This is a genomic window from Streptomyces thermoalcalitolerans (assembly GCF_039525155.1).
Classification (GTDB): domain Bacteria; phylum Actinomycetota; class Actinomycetes; order Streptomycetales; family Streptomycetaceae; genus Streptomyces; species Streptomyces thermovulgaris.
The window spans coordinates 77,640-100,480 of the sequence record NZ_BAAAHG010000014.1 but is presented as its reverse complement, the minus strand read 5'-3'; the positions used below and the strand labels follow the sequence as shown (position 1 = coordinate 100,480).

Sequence of the window (22,841 nt, the reverse complement as noted above, 5' to 3'; positions counted from 1 at the left end):
CCCGGGACGTAGGCTGGGGGACGCCGCACACCCGGGCGCGGCATCCCCAGACCTCCGGAGCACCTTTTCGTGAGCGACACCCCCCGTCGGCCCCGCAGGCCCGCCAAGCCCTACCGCCGTCCCAGGAAGGACCCCGTCCGCATCCTCGCCTTCGAGGCGCTGCGCGCCGTGGACGAGCGGGACGCCTACGCCAACCTCGTCCTGCCGCCCCTGCTGCGCAAGGCCCGCGGGAAGGAGGGGCCCGAGAAGTTCGACGGGCGGGACGCCGCGCTGGCCACCGAGCTGGTGTACGGCACGCTGCGCCGCCGGGGGACGTACGACGCGGTCCTCGCCGCCTGTGTCGACCGGCCGCTGAAGGACGTCGACCCGCCGGTCCTGGACGTGCTGAGCCTCGGCGTCCACCAGCTGCTCGGCACCCGCATCCCGAGCCACGCCGCCGTGTCCGCCACCGTCGAGCTCGCACGGGTCGTGCTCGGCGACGGCCGGGCCAGGTTCGTCAACGCCGTGCTGCGCAAGGTCGCGCGCGACGACCTCGACGGCTGGCTGGAGAAGGTCGCCCCGCCCTGGGACGAGGACCCCGAGGAGCACCTCGCCGTCGTCCACTCCCACCCCCGCTGGATCGTCTCCGCCCTGTGGGACTCCCTCGGCGGCGGACGCACGGACATCGAGGACCTGCTGCGGGCCGACAACGAGCGGCCCGAGGTGACCCTGGTCGCCCGGCCGGGCCGCGCCGGCACCGAGGAGCTGCTGCGCGAGGAGGCCGCCGTCCCGGGCCGCTGGTCGCCGTACGCCGTACGGCTCGCCGAGGGCGGCGAGCCGGGCGCCGTGGCCGCCGTACGGGAGGGCCGGGCCGGTGTCCAGGACGAGGGCAGCCAGCTCGTCGCCCTCGCCCTGGCGAACGCCCCCCTCGACGGCCCCGACAAGAAGTGGCTCGACGGCTGCGCCGGCCCCGGCGGCAAGGCGGCCCTGCTCGCGGCGCTCGCCGCCGAACGCGGAGCCGTCCTGGTCGCCGCCGAGAAGCAGCACCACCGGGCCGGTCTGGTGGCCAGAGCGCTCGCCGGCAACCCCGGCCCGTACCAGGTGATCACCGCCGACGGCACCCGCCCGGCGTGGCGTCCCGGCAGCTTCGACCGCGTTCTCGTCGACGTCCCCTGCACCGGCCTCGGCGCCCTGCGCCGCCGTCCCGAGGCACGCTGGCGGCGCCGCCCCGAGGACCTGGAGGTCTTCGCCCCGCTCCAGCGCGGTCTGCTGCGCACGGCCCTCGAGTCCGTGCGCGTCGGCGGTGTGGTCGGCTACGCCACCTGCTCGCCCCATCCGGCCGAGACCCGCGCGGTCGTCGCCGACCTGCTCAAGCAGTTCCCCGGGGCCGGCCTGATCGACGCCCGCCCCCTTCTCCCGGGCGTCCCGGACCTCGGCGACGGCCCCGACGTCCAGCTGTGGCCGCACCGGCACGGGACCGACGCGATGTATCTGGCCCTGATCCGGCGCACCGGCTGAGACCCATCCGCCGCACCGGCTGGGACCGCACCCGGACGCCCGCCGGGGACCGGCGCGAACAACCGGGCCGGGGCATGGCACGCTTGGGGCATGGCCGTGCAGATCAACCCCAGTATCCTGTCCGCCGACTTCGCCCGTCTCGCCGAGGAGGCGAAGGCGGTCGAGGGAGCCGACTGGCTCCATGTCGACGTGATGGACAACCATTTCGTGCCGAACCTGACGCTCGGAGTCCCGGTGGTGGAGTCGCTGGCCCGGGCGACGGACATCCCGCTGGACTGCCATCTGATGATCGAGCAGGCCGATCGCTGGGCGCCGCAGTACGTCGAAGCGGGTGCCTCCTCGGTGACCTTCCATGTGGAGGCGGCCTCCGCCCCCGTCCGGCTGGCCCGTGAGATCCGTGCCAAGGGCGCCCGGGCCTCGATGGCCCTCAAGCCCGCCACCCCCATCGAGCCGTACGAGGACCTGCTCCCCGAGCTCGACATGATCCTGATCATGACGGTGGAGCCGGGTTTCGGCGGGCAGGCGTTCCTCGACATCATGCTGCCCAAGATCCGTCGCACCAGGGAGCTGATCAGCAAGCACGGCCTGCAGCTGTGGCTCCAGGTCGACGGCGGGGTGTCGGCCGCCACGATCGAGCAGTGCGCGGACGCCGGCGCCGATGTCTTTGTGGCCGGCTCGGCGGTGTACGGGGAGAAGGACCCGGCCGAGGCGGTCCGTGCGCTGCGCGCCCGGGCGGAGGCGGCGACCGCGAAGGCGTCCTGGGCGTGCGGTCACTGAACGGGTGACGCGGCGTCACCGAGCGGACGAGGTGCGTGAACGGCTCCCGTCAGGACTGATCGAACGCGTCGGATCTGCAAGGATGAACGGCGAGGCCAGAGTGGGAACAGCAGTGAGGAGAGCGCCGTGGCGGGTATGTCAGCGGGCCGATCGGCAATGAGGATGGGACCCGCTGAGCTGGTGCAGGCGGCGGCCATGGCCCGTCGCTTCTACCTCGAGGGCAAGTCCAAGATCCAGATCGCCGAGGAGTTCGGCGTCAGCCGTTTCAAGGTGGCCCGGGTCCTGGAGACCGCTCTCGAACGGGATCTTGTCCGCATCGAGATCCGGGTGCCGGCCGAGCTGGACGCCGAGCGCTCCGATGCGCTTCGCGCCCGCTACGGCCTCAGGCACGCCGTTGTCGTCGAATCCCCGGCGGACGCGGAGGAGACGCCGGATCCGGAGAACCTCGGCGAGGTGGCCGCCGACCTGCTCGGCGAACTCGTCAACGAGGGGGACGTCCTCGGCCTGGCCTGGGGTCGCTCCACCATCCACATGGCGGCGGCCCTGGACCGGCTGCCGCCGTGCACGGTGGTGCAGCTGACGGGCGTGTACGACGCCGGAACCTCCGAGCGCGGCTCGGTGGAGGCCGTGCGCCGCGCCGCCCAGGTCTCCGGCGGCGACGCCCACCCCATCTACGCGCCGATGCTCCTGCCGGACGCGGCCACCGCGGCGGCGCTGCGCAACCAGACCGGGATCGCGCGCGCGTTCGAGTACTTCGACAAGGTCACCGTCGCCTGTGTGTCCATCGGCTCCTGGGAGCCGGGCATCTCCACGGTGCACGACATGCTCAGCGAGGAGGAGCGCGCCCACTACGCCTCGCTCGGCGTCGCCGCCGAGATGGCCGCCCACCTCTTCGACGCCGAGGGCCGCCGGATCGGACGGGACCTGGGGGAGCGGTGCATCACGGTCAAGGCCGAGCAGCTGCGCCGTGTCCCCGAGGTCGTCGCGATCGCGGGCGGGCAGCGCAAGGCGGCGGCGATCGACGCGGTGCTGCGCTCCGGCCTGGTCACCAGCCTGGTGACGGACACCTCGGCCGCGGACTACCTGATGACGGCGGGGCCCGCCCCGAGGCCCGCCCTCGACCGGACGGACCCGGACGGCATCTGACGAGCCCGCGCGGGACGGCCGGGGGAGCGCACGGCATGCTGTCGCGGTTCGTCCCCGCGTGTTCGCGGGGCTCCTCGTCACCTTCTCGTCACCTTCGCCGTCCTGCCGGCCGGCTGCTCGTCCTCCACGACGACGGCCTCCGATCCCGCCACCCCGTCCAGGGGGTGCCGTGTGGATCGCGCCGCGGGCCGCGGGGTTCGGCACGCGCTCCCTCACTGCCCTGGACGGGCGTGGGGGCACCCCCAGCGCCGTTGCCGTCGCTCGCCGGCAGTCTCGCCGATCCCTCGCTGTGGCCCCGGGACGCCGCGGGCACGGGGCTGCTGCTCGTCGTCCGGGGCCGGCAGGCCTGCGCGCTCGCACGGCCCGAGGAGTGGCGTACCGTGCGTGAGGTGCTCGCCGAGGCCGGGAAACGCACCCCGGAACTCCGCATGCCGGCCGAACCCGTGGCGCCCTGAGCCCGTTGTGCGACGTGCCCCGGAGAACACGCCGGGCGACCCGGAGAATCCGGCCAGGAGATCCCTTCCGGGCGTCATGGGACAATGAAGTACGTGCTCCTCCCCCCGGCTGACCTGCCCGGGGGCCGCCATGAGACCGACTGGGATGTGCAGCACGTGCGTTTCCTCAACGACATCAAGCCCGCCTACGACCTGACGTACGACGACGTCTTCATGGTGCCGCGCCGCAGCGCGGTCGGCTCCCGTCAGGACGTGGACCTCAGCTCCCAGGACGGCACGGGCACCACCATCCCGCTCGTCGTCGCCAACATGACCGCGGTCGCCGGCCGCCGCATGGCCGAGACCGTGGCCCGTCGCGGCGGGCTGGTGGTCATCCCCCAGGACATCCCGATCGATGTCGTCACCGACGTGATCTCCTGGGTCAAGAGCCGCCACCTCGTCCTGGACACCCCCATCGTGCTGGCACCGCACCAGACGGTCGCCGACGCTCTCGCCCTGCTGCCCAAGCGCGCGCACAACGCCGGTGTGGTCGTCGACGAGCACCACCGGCCCGTCGGCGTGGTCACCGACCGGGACCTGACCGGCGTCGACCGCTTCACCCAGCTCGAAGTGGTGATGAGCAAGGACCTGCTGCTGCTCGACGCGGACATCGACCCGCGCGAGGCCTTCAACACCCTCGACGCCGCCAACCGCCGCTACGCCCCGGCCGTCGACAAGGACGGCAGGCTCGCCGGCATCCTCACCCGCAAGGGCGCCCTGCGCGCCACCCTCTACACCCCGGCCACCGACGCGAACGGCAGGCTGCGCATCGCCGCCGCCGTGGGCATCAACCGCGATGTGGCCGGCAAGGCCCGGCAGCTGCTCGAGGCGGGCGTCGACACCCTGGTCATCGACACCGCGCACGGCCACCAGGAGTCGATGATCAACGCCATCAAGCTGGTCCGCGACCTCGATCCGCGGGTGCCGGTCGTGGCCGGCAACGTCGTCTCCGCCGAAGGAGTCAGGGACCTGGTCGAGGCGGGCGCGGACATCGTCAAGGTCGGTGTGGGACCGGGCGCCATGTGCACCACCCGCATGATGACCGGCGTCGGCCGCCCGCAGTTCTCCGCCGTCCTGGAGTGCGCGGCGGAGGCGAGGAAGCACGGCAAGCACGTGTGGGCCGACGGCGGCATCCGCCACCCGCGCGACGTGGCGATGGCGCTCGCGGCCGGCGCGTCCAATGTGATGATCGGCTCCTGGTTCGCCGGCACCTACGAGTCGCCCGGCGACCTCCAGCACGACGCGGACGGCCGTCCCTACAAGGAGTCGTTCGGCATGGCCTCCGCCCGCGCGGTGCGCTACCGCACCGCGGAGGAGTCGGCGTACGACCGCGCCCGCAAGGCGCTGTTCGAGGAGGGCATCTCCACCTCCCGCATGTTCCTCGACCCGGAGCGCCCGGGAGTCGAGGACCTGATCGACTCGATCGTCGCGGGCGTCCGCTCCGCGTGCACCTACGCCGGCGCCGCCACCCTGGAGGAGTTCGCGGAGAAGGCCATCGTGGGCGTCCAGAGCGCGGCCGGCTACGCCGAGGGCAAGCCGCTGCACGCCAGCTGGAACTGAGCGTCCCAGGCCCCCGCTCTCTCGCCTCCCGGGAAGCGGGGGCCGCACACCATCCGGGCGGCCTCGTGCGCATGTCACAGCCGCCCCGTGCAATGATCGTTCCGTCCGTGCAACGAATGCCCGGTCCGGTCGCGAGGAACGCAACGATCTTGCTCCGATGCGCAAGGTTGCTGCATTACGCCCGTGAACCGCGCCCCATAGGGTTCTGCGCGACGAACGGCGTGGTGACGACCCCGCTCGGTGGGTCACCACGGGACGGGGCATCACTGGCCCCGCCCTCTGTCCCGCCATCCGTGACCCGCAGCGACAAGGAGCCGCGCGTGCTCGATCAAGGTGTTCCCCCGCACAACAGCGGAACCGTTTCCTCTGCGCCCCTGGGTGCCCGACTGATGCGCCGCAAGCCCGTGGAACGTCTGGTCGCGGAAGGCGGACAGGGCGAGGGCGGGAGGCTGCGGCGGTCTCTGGGACTGTGGCAGCTCACCATGATCAGCATCGGTGCCACCCTGGGCACCGGCATCTTCGTGGTCCTCGGCGAGGCCGTGCCCAAGGCCGGTCCGGCCGTCACGCTCTCCTTCGTGATCGCCGGTCTGACGGCGCTCTTCTCGGCCCTGTCGTACGCCGAACTGGCCGGCACGATCCCCGTCTCCGGGTCCTCCTACTCGTACGCGTACGCGACGATGGGCGAGCTGATCGCCTGGGTGTGCGGCTGGTGTCTCGTCCTGGAGTACGGCGTGTCGGTGGCCGCCGTCGCCGTCGGCTGGGGCGAGTACCTCAACGAGCTGCTCCGGGGGACCATCGGCGTCACCATCCCGGCCGCCCTCGCGGCGCCACCCGGCGACGGAGGCGTCTTCAACCTGCCGGCGCTCGTCGTCGTCCTGCTCGCGACGGTGTTCCTGCTGGGCGGTGCCCGGGAGTCCGCGCGTGCCAACACCGTCATGGTCGTCGTGAAGATCGGCGCGCTGGTGCTGTTCTGCGCCGTCGGCGTCCAGGGCTTCCGCTCCGGCAACTACGAGAACTTCATGCCGCTCGGCATGGCCGGGGTCAGCGCGGCCGGCGCGACGCTGTTCTTCTCGTACATCGGCTTCGACGCCGCCAGCACGGCCGGTGAGGAGGCCAGGGACGCCCAGCGCGACCTGCCCCGCGCCATCATGCTGTCGCTGTTCATCGTCACCGTGCTCTACGTCCTGGTCGCGGCCGTCGCCGTGGGGGCCAGGCCCTGGCAGGACTTCACCGGCTCCGAGGCGGCGCTCGCCCAGATCATGCGCGAGGTCACCGGACAGACCTTCTGGGGCACCCTGCTCGCGTTCTGCGCGGTCGTCGCCATCGCCAGCGTGGTCCTGACCGTGCTGTACGGCCAGACCCGCATCCTGTTCGCGATGTCCCGCGACGGCCTGGTGCCGAAGGTGTTCTCCCGGGTCCACCCGAGGACCGGCGCGCCCCGCGACAACACCCTGGTCGTCGCCCTGTTCTGCGGTGTCCTGGCCGCCGCCGTCCCGCTGGGCCAGCTCGCCGACGCCACCAGCATCGGCACCCTGTTCGCCTTCGCGCTGGTCAATGTGGCCGTCGTGGTGCTGCGCCGGACCCGCCCGGCCATGCACCGCACCTTCCGGGTGCCGCTGTCGCCGGTGCTGCCCGCGCTGGGCTTCGGCTTCTGCGTGTGGATGATGGGCAGCCTGTCCGCCGTCACCTGGGCGGTCTTCGGAATCTGGATGGCCGTCGGGCTCGTGTTCTACTTCCTGTACGGCTTCCGCCGTTCCCGTCTCGCGGCTCCTGCGAGCCCCGCGACGGCAGAGAACCGACCCGGCCCGAAGAAGTGACCGACAACCCGTGCTGAACGATCTCGACGAACGCATCGTGCACGCCCTCGCCGAGGACGCCCGACGCTCCTATGCGGACATCGGGCAACTGGTCGGCCTGTCCGCGCCCGCCGTCAAGCGGCGCGTGGACCGGCTGCGAGCGACCGGAGCCATCACCGGCTTCACCGTCCGGGTCGACCCGGCGGCGCTCGGCTGGCAGACGGAGGGGTTTGTGGAGATCTACTGCCGCGGCAACACCTCGCCGGAGACCATCCAGCGCGGCCTGGAGCGCTACCCGGAGGTCGTGTCCGCCTCCACCGTCACCGGGGAGGCGGACGCGATCGCCCAGGTCTTCGCCGCCGACATGCGGCACTTCGAACGAGTCCTGGAGCGGATCGCCGGTGAGCCGTTCGTGGAGCGGACCAAGTCCGTTCTGGTGCTCTCCCCGCTGCTGCGCCGGTTCTCCTCCGGCGCGCCCAGATGATCCGCCCCGCCGTTCTCACGAGCGCCCGCGGCCGGAGGCCGCCGGTGCGCACACCCGGTACCCCGGCCGGCGGGAGCGGACGAAGACGCCGGGGAGGCCCTGCGCCCCTTTGGCCCTTTGGCGCGGCAGGGCAGCCGGGGCCGCTCCTCGGACGGAGCAGGGCCCGTACGGCCGCACCGCACCCCGGCGTCCCGGGCCGCACGGCACCCTCCCGACCGGTCGCGCGGCGCGTGTCCCCGCGCGAACAAAGCCTGCTGTGCTGCGAGTTACTTCAGGTAACCATTGCGGTACCGGCAAGCGATCGGTAAGGTCTCCGGCACTCATTTACCCGGCGGTAACACGCGAGGGCGGTGCCGGTGACGGCCACCGCGTGCCGTCCCGCCGTGCGACCGTCCCGTCGTCCTGGGGAGGCCATGCGCTGGCCCATCAGTCGTCTCATCACCATCCGTGCCAGGATCGTGGCGCTCGCGCTCGCCCCGGCGGTCGCGATGATGGCGCTGTGGAGCTTCGCCATGGTGTCGGTCACCGGTGACCTGCGCGCGCTGATCCGACTCCAAGGAGTGTACGAGGACTTCGGCACCCCCGTGGATACGGCGATCGGACAGATCCAGATCGAACGACGGCTCACCGCCGCCTACTTGGGCGGCAGTGCGCGCACGGGAGCCACCGTCGACCTGCTCCGGCAGCAGCGGCGCACCGACCGGGCCGTGACGGCGATGCGCGACGCGATCCGCGGCGGTGACCGCAGCCGGCTCACCGCCCGGCAGCGGCAGGTCCTCGACGACATGCTGACCGTCACCGACCGGCTGGAGAACCTGCGCGACCGCGTCCTGGCCCGGCGTCTGACCTGGGACCGGGCCGTGACCGAGTACGACACCCTGATCGAGCCCGGCTTCTCGGTCCAGTCCTCGCTCACCGCCCTGCAGGCCGGCCAGCTCGCGCGGGAGGCCCAGGTCATCATCGAACTGGTGCGGGTCAGGGAGTTCGTCTCCCGCGAGGACGCGATCGTCGCCGGGGCACGGGCCGCCGGCACCCTGACCGATGCACAGTACGACATGCTCACCGCCACCATCGAGGACCGCCGGGTCTTCGAGCGGACGTATGTGCCCGCACTGCCCGGTGACTCACGGGCCCTGTTCGAGGAGTTCCGGCGCGGGGACGTGCACCGGGCCCTCATCCGGGGCGAGGACGCCCTGCTGCGGGCCGGAGCGTCGGGCGCGGGCCGGGCCGTCGCCGCGGACTCCTGGCGGACCACCACCGACCGGGCCGTCAAGCGCTACATGGAGCTGTGCACCCAGTCGGCCAAGAACGCCGCCGCGCGCGGGCGCGTATTCGCCTACCAGGAGCTGATCAGGGCCACCGTGGTCGGCGTGCTCGGACTCGCCGCCGTGGGACTGTCGCTGTGGCTCACGGTGCGCGGCGCCCGGCGGATCTCGCGCCGCCTGGAGACGCTGCGGGACGCCGCCGACCTGCTGACCACCAGCCAACTGCCCGATGTGATGGCCCGGTTGAGCGCGGGCGAGAAGGTGGACGCGGCCGCCGAGGCACCGCCGCTCACCGACCTCGAATCACGGCCCGACGAGATCGGCCAGGTCGCCCGCTCCTTCAACACCGCCCGGCTCGCCGCGATCGAGGCCGCCGTCAAGCAGGCCGGTCTGCGCCGCGGCCAGTTCGCCGTCCTGCTCAACATCGCGCGCCGCAACCAGGCGCTGGTGCACCGTCAGCTCAAACTCGTCGACACCCTGGAACGGCGCACCGACGACCCGGACGCCCTCGAGGCGCTGTTCCGGATCGACCATCTGACCACCCGGATGCGGCGCCACGCGGAGAGCCTGATCATCCTCTCCGGAGCCGCCCCCGGCCGCACATGGCGCCGGCCCGTGCCGATCGCCGACGTGGTGTCCTCCGCGGTGAGCGAGATCGAGGACTACGCGCGCGTGGAGATCTCGCCGATGCCCCCGGTGGGCATCACCGCGGACGCCGTCGCCGACGTGGTGCACCTGATCGCCGAACTCCTGGAGAACGCCACGGTGTTCTCGCCGCCGCACACGCACGTCACCCTGCGCACCGGCCGGGCGCCCGGCGGATTCGTGCTGGAGATCGACGACCGGGGCCTCGGCCTGGACGACGACCAGCTCCAGGACGCCCACCTCACCCTCACCCGCCCCGACGACTTCGACCCCACCCGGCACGAACGGCTCGGCCTGTACGTCGTGGGCCGGCTCGCCGCCCGGCACGGCATCCAGGTCACCCTCACCCGCTCCCCGTACGGCGGCACGACGGCCGTGGTGCTCCTGCCGCAGACGGTGCTGGCCGAGGTGGAGCCGGAACCCGGGCCGCCCCCACGGCCACAGCCCGCCGAGCAGACCCGTACGGAACCGGTGCAGTCCCTGCCCTCCCGGAAGACGGCGACCGCGGCCACGCTCGAGAAGGACGCACCCCGGCCGGACGACCCCGCCGCCCTGGCCCCGCTGCCCACCCGCGTCCGCCGCAAGCCCCCCGCACCCGAGCCGCCCGCAAAAGCCCCCGCCGCCGACGAGCCCGCCGGCCGCGAGATCAGCGCCGAGGAGATACGGGCCGTCTTCGGGGCCTTCCAGCGCGGACTCGACCGCGGCCGCAGGGGCCTTCCCGTGGACGCCGCCCCCGCACAGCACACCGAGGAAGGGACGGAGACCGACCATGCACCCTGACGAGAACCCGCAGGCCCCCGCCGAGGACCCCCAGCAGCCCGGCACCGGTCTCGACTGGCTCCTCGACGACCTGGTGGCCAGGACCGACCACGTACGCCAGGCCGTGCTGCTGACCGCGGACGGCCTTTTGCTGAGCTGCTCGGAGGGCATGCGCCGGCGGGACATCGAACACCTCGCCGCGGTCTGCTCCGGCTTCCACGGCCTGGCCCGCTCGGTGGGGGAGCGGTTCAAGGCCGGAGAGGTGCGGCAGACCATGGTGATGCTCGACGACGGCTACCTCTTCATCACCCCGGCGGGCGACGGCAGCCGCCTGGCCGTGCTCAGCGACGCACAGACCGACGTCGGACAGCTGGCCCACGAGATGGCCCTGCTGGTGCGCCGCGTCGGCCGTCACATGAACGCCGCCGCACGCTCGGCCGGGGACGTCGGCGACCCCTGATGCGGCCGTGAGCGACGACCACTGGTACGAGGACGAGACCGGGGCCATGGTGCGCCCCTACACCGTCACAGGGGGCCGCACCCGCCCCTCGGACCGGCACACCATCGACCTGATGTCCCAGGTCACCGCCGTGCACCCGGACGGGGGCGGGCCGGGTGTCGACCATGCCCGCGCCCGCCTGCTCGGCCTCCTGCGCCACGGCCCCCGGCCCGTCGTGGAACTGGCCGCCGACGCCGACCTGCCGCTGACGGTCGTACGGGTGCTGCTCGGCGATCTCGCCGAGGCCGGACTCGTCCGCATCGACGCGCCCCGGCGGCTTCGGCCGGACGTCCCGGAGACCGACCCCGTACTGCTCCAGGAGATCGTGGAACGCCTGCGGGAACTGTGACCTCGAAGGCGCCGTACCGCTGCTGTGCAACGAATCGCCGCACATCCCTGAATTCACGCAATGAACCGCTCATCGGTGCGCAACGGCTCAGGCTTGTCCGCCTGAAGCCGCTGATCATACAGTCTAGTCAACCCCCCGAAACCCCCCGTACCGGTGAGGATCGCCCATGCGTACCGCCCTGCTCCAGAGCTCCGGCCTGCCCGGCCGCGCCGCCGAGAACCTCGAGGTCCTCGACGCCGCCGCCGGCCGCGCCGCCGCCGCGGGCGCCGGGCTGCTGGCGACCTCGGAGATGTTCGTGACCGGGTACGCGATCGGCGACGACATCGGCCGCCTGGCCCAGCCCGCCGACGGCGACTGGGCGCACACCGTCGCACAGACGGCCGTCCGGCACGGCCTGGCCATCGCCTACAGCTACCCCGAGCGGGACGGCGAGGCGGTCCACAACTCCGTCCAGCTGATCTCCGCCGACGGCACCCGTCTCGCCAACTACCGCAAGACCCACCTGTACGGCGGTTTCGAGTGCGAGCAGTTCACCCCGGGCGAGCAGCCGGTCGTCCAGGCGGAGCTGGGCGGTCTGACCGTCGGTCTGGTCGTCTGCTACGACGTGGAGTTCCCGGAGACCGTGCGTGCCCATGCGCTGGCCGGCACCGACCTCCTCGTCGTCCCGACGGCGCTGATGCACCCGTTCCAGTTCGTCGCCGAGGCCCTTGTGCCGGTGCGCGCCTTCGAGAACCAGCTGTACATCGCCTACGTCAACCGGGTGGGGACCGAGGCCGAGTTCGAGTTCGCCGGACTCTCCGTGCTCGCCGGCCCCGACGGAGTCGCCCGCGCCCGCGCCGGCCGGACCGAGGAACTGGTCGTCGCCGACGCCGACCCCGCCCTTCTCGCCGCCTCCCGCGAGACCAACCCGTACCTCAAGAGCCGCCGCCCCGGCCTGTACGGGTCCCTCCTCTGACCTTCCGGATCCTTCCTTTCCCTACCTCTTCCGGACCTTTCCTCACCCCACGTTCCCTGCAAGGAGTCCGTACCCCATGACGTCCACGGTGCCCAACGCCGTCGAGCACGCAGACGAGCAGCAGCCGCCGATCACCATGTTCGGCCCGGACTTTCCCTACGCGTACGACGACTTCCTCGCCCATCCGGCGGGCCTCGGCCAGATCCCCGCCACCGAGCACGGCACCGAGGTCGCGATCATCGGCGGCGGTCTGTCCGGCATCGTCGCCGCCCACGAGCTGATGAAGATGGGCCTCAAGCCCGTCGTCTACGAGGCCGACCGGATCGGCGGCCGGCTGCGCACCGTCGGCTTCGAGGGCTGCGACGAGTCGCTGACCGCCGAGATGGGCGCCATGCGCTTCCCGCCGTCCTCCACCGCCCTGCAGCACTACATCGACCTGGTGGGCCTTGAGATGCGGCCCTTCCCCAACCCGCTGTCCGAGGCGACCCCGTCGACCGTCATCGACCTCAAGGGCGAGACGCACTACGCCGAGACCATCGACGACCTGCCGCAGGTCTACCGGGACGTGGCCGACGCCTGGAACAGGTGCCTGGAGGAGGACGCCGACTTCTCCGCGATGAACCGCGCCATCCGGGAACGGGACGTGCCGACCATCCGCCGGATCTGGTCCCGGCTGGTCGAGAAGCTCGACAACCAGACCTTCTACGGGTTCCTGTGCGACTCCAGGGCCTTCCGGTCCTTCCGGCACCGGGAGATCTTCGGCCAGGTCGGCTTCGGCACCGGCGGCTGGGACACCGACTTCCCCAACTCCATCCTGGAGATCCTGCGCGTGGTCTACACCGAGGCCGACAACCACCACCGCAGCATCGTCGGCGGCTCCCAGCAACTGCCGCTCAGGCTCTGGGAACGCGAGCCGGAGAAGATCGTGCACTGGCCGCACGGCACCTCGGTGAAGTCCCTGCACCCCGACGGCCGGCCGCGTCCGGCCGTCACCCGGCTGCACCGCACCGCGGGCAACCGGATCACCGTGACGGACGCCGGCGGCGACATCCGCACCTACAAGGCGGCGATCTTCACCGCCCAGTCCTGGCTGCTGCTGTCCAGGATCCAGTGCGACGAGGATCTCTTCCCGATCGACCACTGGACGGCGATCGAGCGCACCCACTACATGGAGTCCAGCAAGCTCTTCGTCCCCGTCGACCGTCCGTTCTGGCTCGACAAGGCCGTCGACGACCAGGGGAACCCGACCGGACGGGACGTCATGTCGATGACGCTCACCGACCGCATGACCCGCGGCACCTACCTCCTCGACAACGGCCCGGACCGGCCCGCCGTGATGTGCCTGTCGTACACCTGGTGCGACGACAGCCTCAAGTGGCTGCCGCTGTCCGCCGAGGAGCGGATGGAGGTGATGCTGAAGTCGCTGTCGGAGATCTACCCGAAGGTCGACATCAGGAAGCACATCATCGGCAACCCGGTGACCGTCTCCTGGGAGAACGAGCCCTGGTTCATGGGCGCGTTCAAGGCCAACCTGCCCGGCCACTACCGCTACCAGCGGCGCCTGTTCACCCACTTCATGCAGGACCGGCTGCCCGAGGACAAGCGGGGCATCTTCCTGGCCGGCGACGACATCTCCTGGACGGCCGGCTGGGCCGAGGGCGCCGTCCAGACCGCGCTGAACGCGGTCTGGGGCGTCATGCACCACCTCGGCGGCAGCACCGACCCGGCCAACCCCGGCCCGGGCGACGTCTACGACGAGATCGCGCCCGTCGAGCTCCCCGAGGACTGAGGGCCCCGCGCGGGCGGCCGGACCCGGCCGCCCGCGCCTTGTCGTCCACCGGGGGCGGCGAGGGTCCCCGGTCCTTGTGATCGCCGGTACCTCGGGGCGACAAGCCGGCCGGGAGCACAACGCGCCGGGCGCACGAAGGGGTTCGGGGGAGGTCCGGGTTCAGGGAGATCCGGGGAGGATGCCCCGGTCAGGCCGGCAGCGGGGTGAGCATCATCCGGCCGGCGAGGCCGACCGCCGCGTCCAGCCGCTGGGCGAACTCCTCGGCCAGGTCGGGCAGCCGGCGCAGCGCCCACAGCGAGCGTGCCGCCGACCAGGCGGCCTCCCGCGCCCGTTCCAGGCTCCACGCACCGAGCAGATGGGTGAGCGGGTCGGCGATCCGGAGCAGATCGGGGCCCGGCATCAGCTCCTCGCGAATCCGCTCCTCCAGCGCCAGGAGGAGGTCGCCCGCACGGTGGAACGCGCCTTCCACGTCGGCCGGTTCGCACCGCAGCGTACGGCAGGTGTCCACCACGGCGAGCACCAGGTCGTGCCCGATGTGGGCGTTGACGCCCGCCAGCGCGAACTGCGCGGGGCGCAGGCCGGGATGGCGGCGGAACTCCAGCAGCGGTCGCCAGCAGGCCGGTGCCCGACGTCCCTCGGCCGCCGTGTCCACGGCGGTCAGGTACCGCTCGGCGAGGTGCACCTCCAGTGCGGCGCGGGACCGAGGGCCGCCGGCCCGGTGTGCCGTCGGGCGCCGGCCGGCCGTCTCGACGACACCGAGGTAGACGCGGTTGAAGACCGCGATCCCGTCACGCTCGGGCAGCGTGGCGGCCAGGTCGCGCATCCGGGCGACGACTGTGTCCACGGCGACCGGGTCATGGGTGAGTTGTACCGATTGCCCCATGAGGGCAGGGTCCCAGGACGAGACCGAGCCGGGTGCCCACAGGACCGGTGCTTCCCCGGAACGGGGGAACACCGGACCCTTCGCACGAGACGGGTGCACGGGTACGGGGGCGGGCCACAGGGGGGGAGGGGGTGGTACCGGACGGACAGGGGCGGTACCGGACCGGGTCCCTGCCTGTTCGGCCTCTTTGGCCCTCGGCCGCCCTGGCCCCGGGCAAGGCGCGGACCGAGGGCCTGTTCCGTCGGCGGAGCCGCCGGGAGCCGGACGGCCCGGGGCGGTTCGGGGGACGCGCACGCCGCCGTACGCCTACGGCTCGGCGCGCCGCACCCCCTCGGCCGCCTTGCTGTCCTTGCCGTCCTCGCTGTTTTCGCCGCCTTCGCTGTAGGACGACGTGCCCTCGTCCAGCAGCGGCTCCTGCTTCTTGAGGTGGGCGGGGGCGAACACGCGCAGCGTGTGGTAGCCGATGATGACCACCAGGGTGCCGAGCGCGATGCCGCTGAGGGAGAAGGTGTCGGTGAACTTCATGGTGACGTTGCCGACACCGATGATGATGCCCGCCGCCGCCGGCACCAGGTTCAGCGGATTGCGCAGATCGACCTTGGCGTTGATCCAGATCTGCGCGCCGAGCAGCCCGATCAAGCCGTACAGGATGACGGTGATGCCGCCGAGGACACCGCCCGGGATCGCGGCCACGATCGCCCCGAACTTGGGACAGATGCCGAACAGCAGCGCGAAGCCGGCGGCGGCCCAGTACGCGGCGGTGGAGTAGACACGGGTCGCGGCCATGACGCCGATGTTCTCGGAGTACGTGGTGTTGGGCGGACCGCCCACGGCCGTCGACAGCATGGAGGCGGCACCGTCCGCCGAGATCGCGGTGCCGAGCTTGTCGTCCAGCGGGTCGCCGGTCATCTCGCCGACCGCCTTCACATGCCCGGTGTTCTCGGCGATGAGCGCGATGACGATGGGCAGTGCGACCAGGATCGCCGACCACTCGAAGGAGGGGCCGTGGAAGGACGGCAGTCCGATCCAGTCGGCCTCGCCGACGCCGGAGAGGTCCAGGCGCCAGTGGTCGGTGACCTTTCCGCTCGCGTCCACCGAGTGGATCTTGCCGAAGATCCGGTCGAAGGCCCAGGAGATGCCGTAGCCGAAGACCAGCCCGAGGAAGATCGCGACGCGGGACCAGAAGCCGCGCAGACAGACGACGGCCAGCCCGGTGAACAGCATCACCAGCAGGGCCGTCCACTGGTCCTGCGGCCAGTAGGTGGTGGCGGTCACCGGAGCCAGGTTGAAGCCGATCAGCATGACGACCGCGCCCGTGACGATCGGCGGCATCGCGGCGTGGATGATCCGCGCCCCGAAGCGCTGCACGGCAAGACCCGCCAGGAACATCGCGACGCCGACGACGAAGACCGCGCCGGTCACGGTCGCACTCGTGCCGCCCTGTGCCCGGATGACCGCGGCGGCGCCCACGAACGACAGCGAGCAGCCCAGATAGCTGGGGATCCGGCCGCGGGTGGCGAGCAGGAAGATCACGGTCGCGACACCCGACATCATGATCGCGAGGTTGGGGTCGAGGCCCATCAGCACCGGGGCGACGAAGGACGCACCGAACATGGCCACGACGTGCTGGGCGCCGAGTCCTGCGGTGCGGGGCCAGGAGAGCCGTTCGTCGGGCCGGACGACCGCACCGGGAGCGGGTGTCCGGCCGTCACCGTGCAGCTTCCAGCGCACGCCGAGATCCATGGTGGGTTTCGCTTTCTTGCTCTTTGCGGACTGTCCGGACCATTGTCAGGGGGTGCCCGAAAGGTTTCTGCCGGGGGTGCCCTAAGGGCTTCTGCCGGAAGAAGGGCTTCTGCCGGGAGTGCCGGAGAGTCCGGGGCCGGAGAGCCCGGGGCCGGAGAGCCCGTGACCGGAGAGTTCTCCGTCCTCGCGTCCTGGCCGGGCTGCGCGGCCTTGGTGCCGGAAGGTCAGGGCCGCGGGCCGGGGACCGCCGCGTCCGTCGCGGGACCGACCTTCGGCCGGCTGCGGTCGCCCGCCCTGAGCACCCCGGCGAAAGCGGCGAGACCGCAGGCCAGCAGCGTGACCAGGGCGAAGGAGACCGTGAGGCTGGTCACCTGGGCCAGTCCGCCGATCGCGCTCGGAGCGATCAGCCCCGAGGTGTAGGTGAGGGTCGCGACACCGGCGATGGCCTGGCCGGGGTTCGGCCCGCTGCGGCCGGCCGCGGCGAAGCACAGCGGTACGACGACCGCGATGCCGAGGCCCATCAGCGCGAATCCGGTCATCGCCACGGCCGGATGGATCCCCAGGACGATGAGCAGGCCGCCCAGGACCGCCAGGACGCCGCTCGCCCGCACCGTGCGCACCGAGCCGAACCGGTCCACCACCCGGTCGCCCGCGATCCGGGCGACGGCCATGGTGAGTGCGAAGCCGGTGGTGCAGGCCGCCGCGAGACCGGCCGAGGTCTCCAGCTGGTGCCGCAGGTACACCGCCGACCAGTCCAGGCTCGCGCCCTCCGCGAACACCGCGCAGAACCCGATCGCGCCGATCGGCAGTGCCGACCTCGGCGGCAGCGCGAACCGCGGCGGCGGCCCCTCGTCCCCGGTGGGCCGCGGATCGAGGACCCAGGTGCAGGCGGCCACCCCCAGGACGGTCAGCACGGCGGCGGCCAGGGCGTGGTGCAGCCGGGCGTCCGAGCCGAGGTGCGCGGCGAGCGTGCCGGCCGCCGAGCCGACCAGGGCACCCGCGCTCCACATGCCGTGCAGACCGGACATGATCGAGCGGCCGAGCCGGTCCTCGACCTCCACTCCGAGGGCGTTCATGGCGACGTCCGCCATGCCCGCCGTGGCGCCGTAGACGAACAGGCCGAGGCACAGGGCGAGAAGGTTCGGGGCCAGGGAGGGCAGGACGAGGGAGAGCGTCCACAGGGCGATCAGTCCGCGCAGTGCATTGCGGGCGCCGAAGCGGTGGCTGATGCCGCTCGCGAGCGGCATCGCGAAGGAGGCGCCGACCGCGGGGAACGCCAGCGCGAGCCCGAGCTGCCCCGGACCGACCGAGGCGTGCTCCTGGATCCACGGCACACGGGTCGCGAACGAACCGGTGACGGCGCCGTGCACGGCGAAGACGGCCGCGACGGCGTACCGGGCGTGCCGGACTTCGCGTTGCTGATGGCCCACTGCAGTCATTGTCCGGCCCCTCCCCGGTTGTACGTCATCGCCCCCTTGCGTGAAGCACGCCGACGAAAACTATCAGGAAGCCTTCCTGATAGAAAGTCGGCACACGGCCGTCCGACGCCCGCCGATCTGAGAGGATTCCCGGCATGCCCGCATCCCCGAGCACCGCCCGGGCCATCAACGACCGGCTCGCCCTGCGGCTGCTGCAGCAGGAAGGGCCGTTGACGGCAGGGCAGTTGAAGCAGCTCACCGGTCTGTCCCGGCCGACGGTCGCCGATCTGGTCGAACGCCTGACGGCCTCCGGTCTGATCACCGTGGTGGGGGAGTCCACGGAGCAACGGCGTGGCCCGAACGCGCGGTTGTACGGCATCGCCGCCGACCGCGCCCACCTCGCCGCCCTCGATGTACGCACCGGGGGCGTCACGGTGGCCGTGGCCGATCTGCTGGGCCGGGAACTGGCCGAGGCGCATGTGCCGATCGGCGGGGACACCGGCACCGGGGACGCGGTGGAGCACGCGGTCGCGCTGGTGGAGCGGGTGGCCGAGAAGGCGGGGGCGCGGCGGCTGCACACGGTCGGCATCGGCGCCCCGGGCCTGGTCGACCCGGTCACGGGCGAGCTGCGGGACTCCACGAGCCTGCCCGGGTGGCACCGCCGGCTGGTGGCCGCACTGCAGGAACGGCTGCCGCACGCCCGCGTCACCGTCGAGAACGAGACCAACCTCGCCGCGCTGGCCGAGCAGTGCGAGGGGGCCGCCCGGGACCGGGACACCTTCGCCCTGCTGTGGCTCGGCCAGGGCACGGGCGCGGCCGTGGTCCTGGACGGCGCCCTGCGCCGCGGGGCCTCCGGCGGTGCGGGCGAGATCGGCTTCCTGCCCGTCCCGGGCACGGGCGGCCTGCCCTCGGCGATGGACTGCGCGGGCGGATTCCACTCGCTGGCGGGGGCGGCGGCGGTGACGGAACTGGCGGCGGAACACGGCCTGCCGGTGAGGGAGGACGGCCGGGAGCCGGCCGCCGCGGAGCAGGTGCGGGCCGCCGTGGTCGCGGAGGCGTCCCGGACCGGCGGGGCCCCGGCCGCGCGTTTTCTCGACGCCCTCGCCGACCGCGTCGTCCTCGGGGTCGCGTCGGTCGTGGCCGTCCTGGACCCGGGGTGCGTGGTCCTGGGCGGCGAGATGGGGCAGGCCGGCGGAGACGCCCTCGCCACGCGTGTGGAGGAGCGGCTCACAAGACTGTCCCCCCTGCCCACAAAGGTGCGGGCGAGCTCCCTGGGCGGAGGGGCGGTGCTGCGCGGAGCACTGCTGACGGCCCGTGAACGGGCCCAGAGCGAGCTGCTCGCGTCATCCGGCCCGACCGCCCGTCCGCCCCGGCGGGCCAAGAGGTGACCACCCGGGGGTCCGCCCCGGATTCCGGCGGGACCGAACCCCCTGTCCCCGTCGCGCCCACCCCTGTCGGTCGCCAGTGCTTCTCGAACGTCCCCTTCGCCACGGCCTGTTGAGGCGAAGGGCAGCCTGTCGCGACGAAGGACGACGAAGAACGAAGAGACCGGGGGGAAAGGCGAAGAGACCGGGGGGAAAAGAGGAGCAGCCGGCCCGCTCCGCCTCCTGCACCCCAACTCCCCAGCATTTATGGGGCGTTCCGGTCGCCTGGAAGCAACATCCTTGTGCCGCACACCAGTTGACTGCTTGGTCTAGTCCACTTAGTGTCTGACATCCGTACAAGCCGGTCCGGCGGCGGTGACGACGGCCCTTGCCCGCCGCCGGATCTCCACGCCCGCACGACGTCCGCTCCCTTGCCCTGTGAGCCACTCCACAGCGCCCCCCTGTGGGGAAGCCGATCAGGCGTGGCACACTGGGCCTGTACCAGTAACAGCGCACTCCGGGGTCGGTGAAACTCCGAACCGGCGGTTAAAGTCCGCGACCCGGTCGCTTCGGCGAACGGTTGACCAGGTGGAATTCCTGGACCGACGGTCAAAGTCCGGATGGGAGGCAGTGCGCGGCGAGCGGGCACGCACCTGTGCGTGGCGCCGTATCCGGGCTCGCCCTTTTGGGCGGCCCCGTCCGGTGTCACCTGGGGTGTTCTCGTTCGCACAGTCTGCCGTCGTCGGCAGCCCCGGAGTCCGTGCCCGAAGAGGCAGGAGGACCCGGGAAGTGTTCACCGGAATCGTCGAAGAGCTGGGCGAGGTCACCGCCGTCGAGAACCTCGGCGACGCCGCCCGTTTCCGGCTCCGCGGCCCCGTCGTGACCCAGGGTGCGCGGCACGGCGACTCCATCGCCGTGAACGGGGTCTGTCTCACCGTCGTCGAGCACGAGGGCGACGAGTTCACCGCCGACGTCATGGCGGAGACCCTCAAGCGCTCCAGCCTCGGGGCCCTCACCGTCGGCTCCCGTGTCAACCTCGAACGCCCCACCGCGGTGGGCGCCCGCCTGGGCGGCCACATCGTGCAGGGACACGTCGACGGCACCGGCACGATCCTGGAGCGCACCCCCTCCGAGCACTGGGAGATCGTGAAGATCTCGCTCCCGGCGGACCTCGCGCGCTATGTCGTCGAGAAGGGCTCCATCGCCGTCGACGGCATCAGTCTCACCGTCGTCGAGGCCGGCGACGAGCACTTCACCGTCAGCCTCATCCCCACCACCCTGGAGCTGACCACGCTGGGCTTCAAGCAGCCCGGCGACCCGGTCAACCTCGAGGTGGACGTCGTCGCCAAGTACGTCGAGCGGCTGCTCGGTGACCGGGCCCGGGGGGTCGCACGGTGAACTGGCTCAACTCCGAGGCCTTCACCGTCCTCGGCCAGCACATCAAGTGGTCGGACATGATCGGCAACGTCATCGGCCTGATCGCCCTGGCGTTCGGCTGGCGGCGTTCCCTCTGGACCTGGCCCACCCAGTTCCTCTCGGGCCTGATCCTCTTCACCGCGTTCGCCACCGCCCATCTGTCCGGCAGCGCCGGCAAGCAGATCATCGTCATGAGCGTCGCCGTCTACGGCTGGTGGCAGTGGAACCGCGGCGGAAACCGGGCGGAGGACGGCCACATCGCCGTACGGTTCGCCACCTGGCGCGAGCGGGCCGTCCTGCTCGGCGCCGCCGCCGGCGGCACCGTCGCCGTCTCCGGCCTGTTCCACGCCTACCCGTCGCTGTCCTGGGACCCCTGGCCCGACGCCTACATCTTCGTCGGCACACTCATCGCCATGTACGCCCAGGCGCGCGGCATGGTCGAGTTCTGGTTCGCCTGGCTCCTGGTCGACGCCGTCGGCGTCCCGCTCAACTTCGCCAACGGCTTCGCCTTCTCCGGCTTCGTCTACATCGTCTACGGCGCACTCGTCCTGTGGGGCATGCGCGACTGGTGGCTGCGCACCCGCGAGAAGGCGCAGCCGGTCCTGGAAGGAGCGCCCGCATGACCGCGGCACCCGTCCTCTGCAGCACGGACAACGTCGAGGACCTCTCCCTCGACCCGATCGAGCAGGCGATCGCCGACATGGCGGCCGGCCGCCCGATCGTGGTCGTCGACGACGAGGACCGGGAGAACGAGGGCGACCTCGTCGTCGCCGCCGAGAAGGTGACCCCCGAGATCGTCGCCTTCATGATGAGCGAGTGCCGCGGCCTGATCTGCGCCCCCATGGAGGGCGAGGAGCTGGACCGGCTCGGACTGCCGCAGATGGTGGAGGAGAACACCGAGTCGATGAAGACCGCGTTCACGGTCTCCGTCGACGCCTCCGCCGAGCACGGCGTCACCACCGGCATCTCCGCCGCCGACCGCGCCACCACCCTCCGGCTGCTGGCGAGCGGCACCGCCGAGCCCGCCGACTTCGTCCGCCCCGGCCATGTCTTCCCGCTGCGCGCCCGCCCCGGCGGGGTGCTCGTCCGCAACGGCCACACCGAGGCCGCCGTGGACCTCGCCCGGCTCGCGGGGCTGCGCCCGGCCGGGGCGATCGTGGAGATCGCCGGCGAGGACGGCCGGATGCTCCGCCTGCCCGAGCTGATCGTCTTCGCCCGCAAGCACGGCCTGACGATCATCTCCATCGAGGACCTGATCGCCTACCGCCGCTCCCGGGAGCTCTCGGCTCCCGCCCCGCTCCCGGCCTCACCGCTCGAGCAGGGGCACCCCCGGGAGCGGGAGGAGTCCCCGCACGAGCCCCTCGTCCGCCGCGAGGCCGAGGTCCACCTGCCCACCACGCACGGCACCTTCACGGCGTACGGCTACCGCTCCGCCGCCGACGGCGTCGAGCACGTCGCCCTCGTCCACGGCGAGATCGGCGAGGGCGAGGACGTCCTGGTCCGTGTCCACTCCGAATGCCTGACCGGTGACGTCTTCACCTCCCAGCGCTGCGACTGCGGCCCCCAGCTGGACGCCTCCCTGCGGCGCATCCAGGCCGAGGGCAGGGGAGTGGTGGTCTACCTGCGCGGCCACGAGGGACGCGGCATCGGCCTGATGTCCAAGCTCCGCGCCTACGAGCTCCAGGAACGCGGCCGGGACACCCTCGACGCCAACCTCGAACTCGGCCTGCCCGCCGACGCCCGCGACTACGGCGCCGGCGCACAGATCCTGCGGGACCTCGGCGTCAGGAGCGTCCGCCTGATGACCAACAACCCCGACAAGACCGAGGCCCTGCTCCGGCACGGCCTGAAGGTCACCCGGCGGGAGCCGATGCCCGTCCAGGCCGGCGAGCACAACCTCCGCTATCTGCGCACCAAGCGGGACCGGATGGGCCACGATCTGCCGTGGCTGGACACCACCGCCGTGTCCACCTGCGGCAACCAGTAAGCACACGAACACCGA

19 protein-coding genes and 1 riboswitch are annotated in these 22,841 nt (G+C 72.1%); of the genes, 16 read left to right on the top strand and 3 right to left on the bottom strand.

Annotation, left to right across the window (positions count from 1 at the left end; translation table 11 throughout):
* Positions 1–69 precede the first annotated feature (69 nt).
* The 12 genes from ABD224_RS11500 to ABD224_RS11445 all read left to right on the top strand — a co-directional run bounded on the left by ABD224_RS11500 (position 70) and on the right by ABD224_RS11445 (position 14,015).
* Positions 70–1,497 carry an RsmB/NOP family class I SAM-dependent RNA methyltransferase gene (locus ABD224_RS11500; RefSeq protein ID WP_344049343.1) on the top strand — a complete coding sequence of 476 codons (1,428 nt, stop codon included), beginning with the start codon at positions 70–72 and terminating at the stop codon, positions 1,495–1,497.
* A 90-nt stretch (positions 1,498–1,587) separates the two neighbouring features.
* On the top strand, positions 1,588–2,274 hold the full coding sequence (gene rpe, locus ABD224_RS11495; protein WP_344049342.1) for a ribulose-phosphate 3-epimerase: 687 nt from the start codon (positions 1,588–1,590) through the stop codon (positions 2,272–2,274).
* Between the two features lie 156 nt (positions 2,275–2,430).
* Positions 2,431–3,420 carry a sugar-binding transcriptional regulator gene (locus tag ABD224_RS11490; protein WP_344049341.1) on the top strand — a complete coding sequence of 330 codons (990 nt, stop codon included), beginning with the start codon at positions 2,431–2,433 and terminating at the stop codon, positions 3,418–3,420.
* Between the two features lie 230 nt (positions 3,421–3,650).
* Positions 3,651–3,875, top strand: coding sequence for a hypothetical protein (locus tag ABD224_RS11485; RefSeq protein WP_344049340.1), 225 nt, complete (start codon positions 3,651–3,653; stop codon positions 3,873–3,875).
* Positions 3,876–4,031: 156 nt separating this feature from the next.
* Entirely contained in the window at positions 4,032–5,474 is a 1,443-nt protein-coding gene (locus tag ABD224_RS11480) for a GuaB1 family IMP dehydrogenase-related protein (RefSeq protein WP_344049366.1), read from the top strand.
* A gap of 320 nt (positions 5,475–5,794) precedes the next feature.
* Positions 5,795–7,291, top strand: coding sequence for an amino acid permease (locus tag ABD224_RS11475; protein WP_344049339.1), 1,497 nt, complete (start codon positions 5,795–5,797; stop codon positions 7,289–7,291).
* A gap of 10 nt (positions 7,292–7,301) precedes the next feature.
* Positions 7,302–7,754, top strand: a complete 453-nt coding sequence (locus tag ABD224_RS11470; protein ID WP_344049338.1) for an Lrp/AsnC family transcriptional regulator — start codon at positions 7,302–7,304, stop codon at positions 7,752–7,754.
* 413 nt (positions 7,755–8,167) lie between these two features.
* Positions 8,168–10,444: a sensor histidine kinase gene (locus ABD224_RS11465; protein ID WP_344049337.1), complete on the top strand. Its 2,277-nt coding sequence runs from the start codon at positions 8,168–8,170 to the stop codon at positions 10,442–10,444.
* Positions 10,434–10,883 (top strand): roadblock/LC7 domain-containing protein, encoded by a 450-nt coding sequence (locus ABD224_RS11460; protein WP_344049336.1) that lies wholly within the window; start codon positions 10,434–10,436, stop codon positions 10,881–10,883. Before ABD224_RS11465 ends, ABD224_RS11460 begins: the two co-directional genes overlap by 11 nt.
* Before the next feature lie 7 nt (positions 10,884–10,890).
* The gene (locus ABD224_RS11455) at positions 10,891–11,271 is read left to right on the top strand and encodes a DUF742 domain-containing protein (protein WP_344049335.1); all 381 of its coding nucleotides are present in this window, start codon (positions 10,891–10,893) and stop codon (positions 11,269–11,271) included.
* A 166-nt stretch (positions 11,272–11,437) separates the two neighbouring features.
* The gene (locus ABD224_RS11450; protein WP_344049334.1) at positions 11,438–12,226 is read left to right on the top strand and encodes a carbon-nitrogen hydrolase family protein; all 789 of its coding nucleotides are present in this window, start codon (positions 11,438–11,440) and stop codon (positions 12,224–12,226) included.
* A 76-nt stretch (positions 12,227–12,302) separates the two neighbouring features.
* Positions 12,303–14,015, top strand: a complete 1,713-nt coding sequence (locus ABD224_RS11445; protein ID WP_344049333.1) for a flavin monoamine oxidase family protein — start codon at positions 12,303–12,305, stop codon at positions 14,013–14,015.
* A 187-nt stretch (positions 14,016–14,202) separates the two neighbouring features.
* Here ABD224_RS11445 and ABD224_RS11440 read toward each other — a convergent pair whose 3' ends face one another.
* From ABD224_RS11440 to ABD224_RS11430, 3 genes are all read right to left on the bottom strand, one after another.
* Positions 14,203–14,898 carry a DUF5995 family protein gene (locus ABD224_RS11440; RefSeq protein WP_344049332.1) on the bottom strand — a complete coding sequence of 232 codons (696 nt, stop codon included), beginning with the start codon at positions 14,896–14,898 and terminating at the stop codon, positions 14,203–14,205.
* Positions 14,899–15,204: 306 nt separating this feature from the next.
* The gene (locus ABD224_RS11435; RefSeq protein WP_344049331.1) at positions 15,205–16,641 is read right to left on the bottom strand and encodes a uracil-xanthine permease family protein; all 1,437 of its coding nucleotides are present in this window, start codon (positions 16,639–16,641) and stop codon (positions 15,205–15,207) included.
* A 224-nt stretch (positions 16,642–16,865) separates the two neighbouring features.
* Positions 16,866–18,080, bottom strand: a complete 1,215-nt coding sequence (locus ABD224_RS11430; protein WP_344049330.1) for an MFS transporter — start codon at positions 18,078–18,080, stop codon at positions 16,866–16,868.
* A gap of 134 nt (positions 18,081–18,214) precedes the next feature.
* On the opposite strand from ABD224_RS11430, the gene ABD224_RS11425 reads away from it, so the two are divergent.
* The 4 genes from ABD224_RS11425 to ribA all read left to right on the top strand — a co-directional run bounded on the left by ABD224_RS11425 (position 18,215) and on the right by ribA (position 22,826).
* Positions 18,215–19,447: an ROK family transcriptional regulator gene (locus tag ABD224_RS11425; protein WP_344049329.1), complete on the top strand. Its 1,233-nt coding sequence runs from the start codon at positions 18,215–18,217 to the stop codon at positions 19,445–19,447.
* Between the two features lie 484 nt (positions 19,448–19,931).
* Positions 19,932–20,061: riboswitch (FMN riboswitch) on the top strand.
* 151 nt (positions 20,062–20,212) lie between these two features.
* Entirely contained in the window at positions 20,213–20,821 is a 609-nt protein-coding gene (locus tag ABD224_RS11420) for a riboflavin synthase (protein ID WP_344049328.1), read from the top strand.
* Positions 20,818–21,462, top strand: coding sequence for a nicotinamide mononucleotide transporter family protein (locus ABD224_RS11415; protein WP_344049327.1), 645 nt, complete (start codon positions 20,818–20,820; stop codon positions 21,460–21,462). The genes ABD224_RS11420 and ABD224_RS11415 overlap by 4 nt, the downstream gene beginning before the upstream one ends.
* Positions 21,459–22,826: a GTP cyclohydrolase II gene (gene ribA, locus ABD224_RS11410; RefSeq protein ID WP_344049326.1), complete on the top strand. Its 1,368-nt coding sequence runs from the start codon at positions 21,459–21,461 to the stop codon at positions 22,824–22,826. Before ABD224_RS11415 ends, ribA begins: the two co-directional genes overlap by 4 nt.
* Positions 22,827–22,841 lie beyond the last annotated feature (15 nt).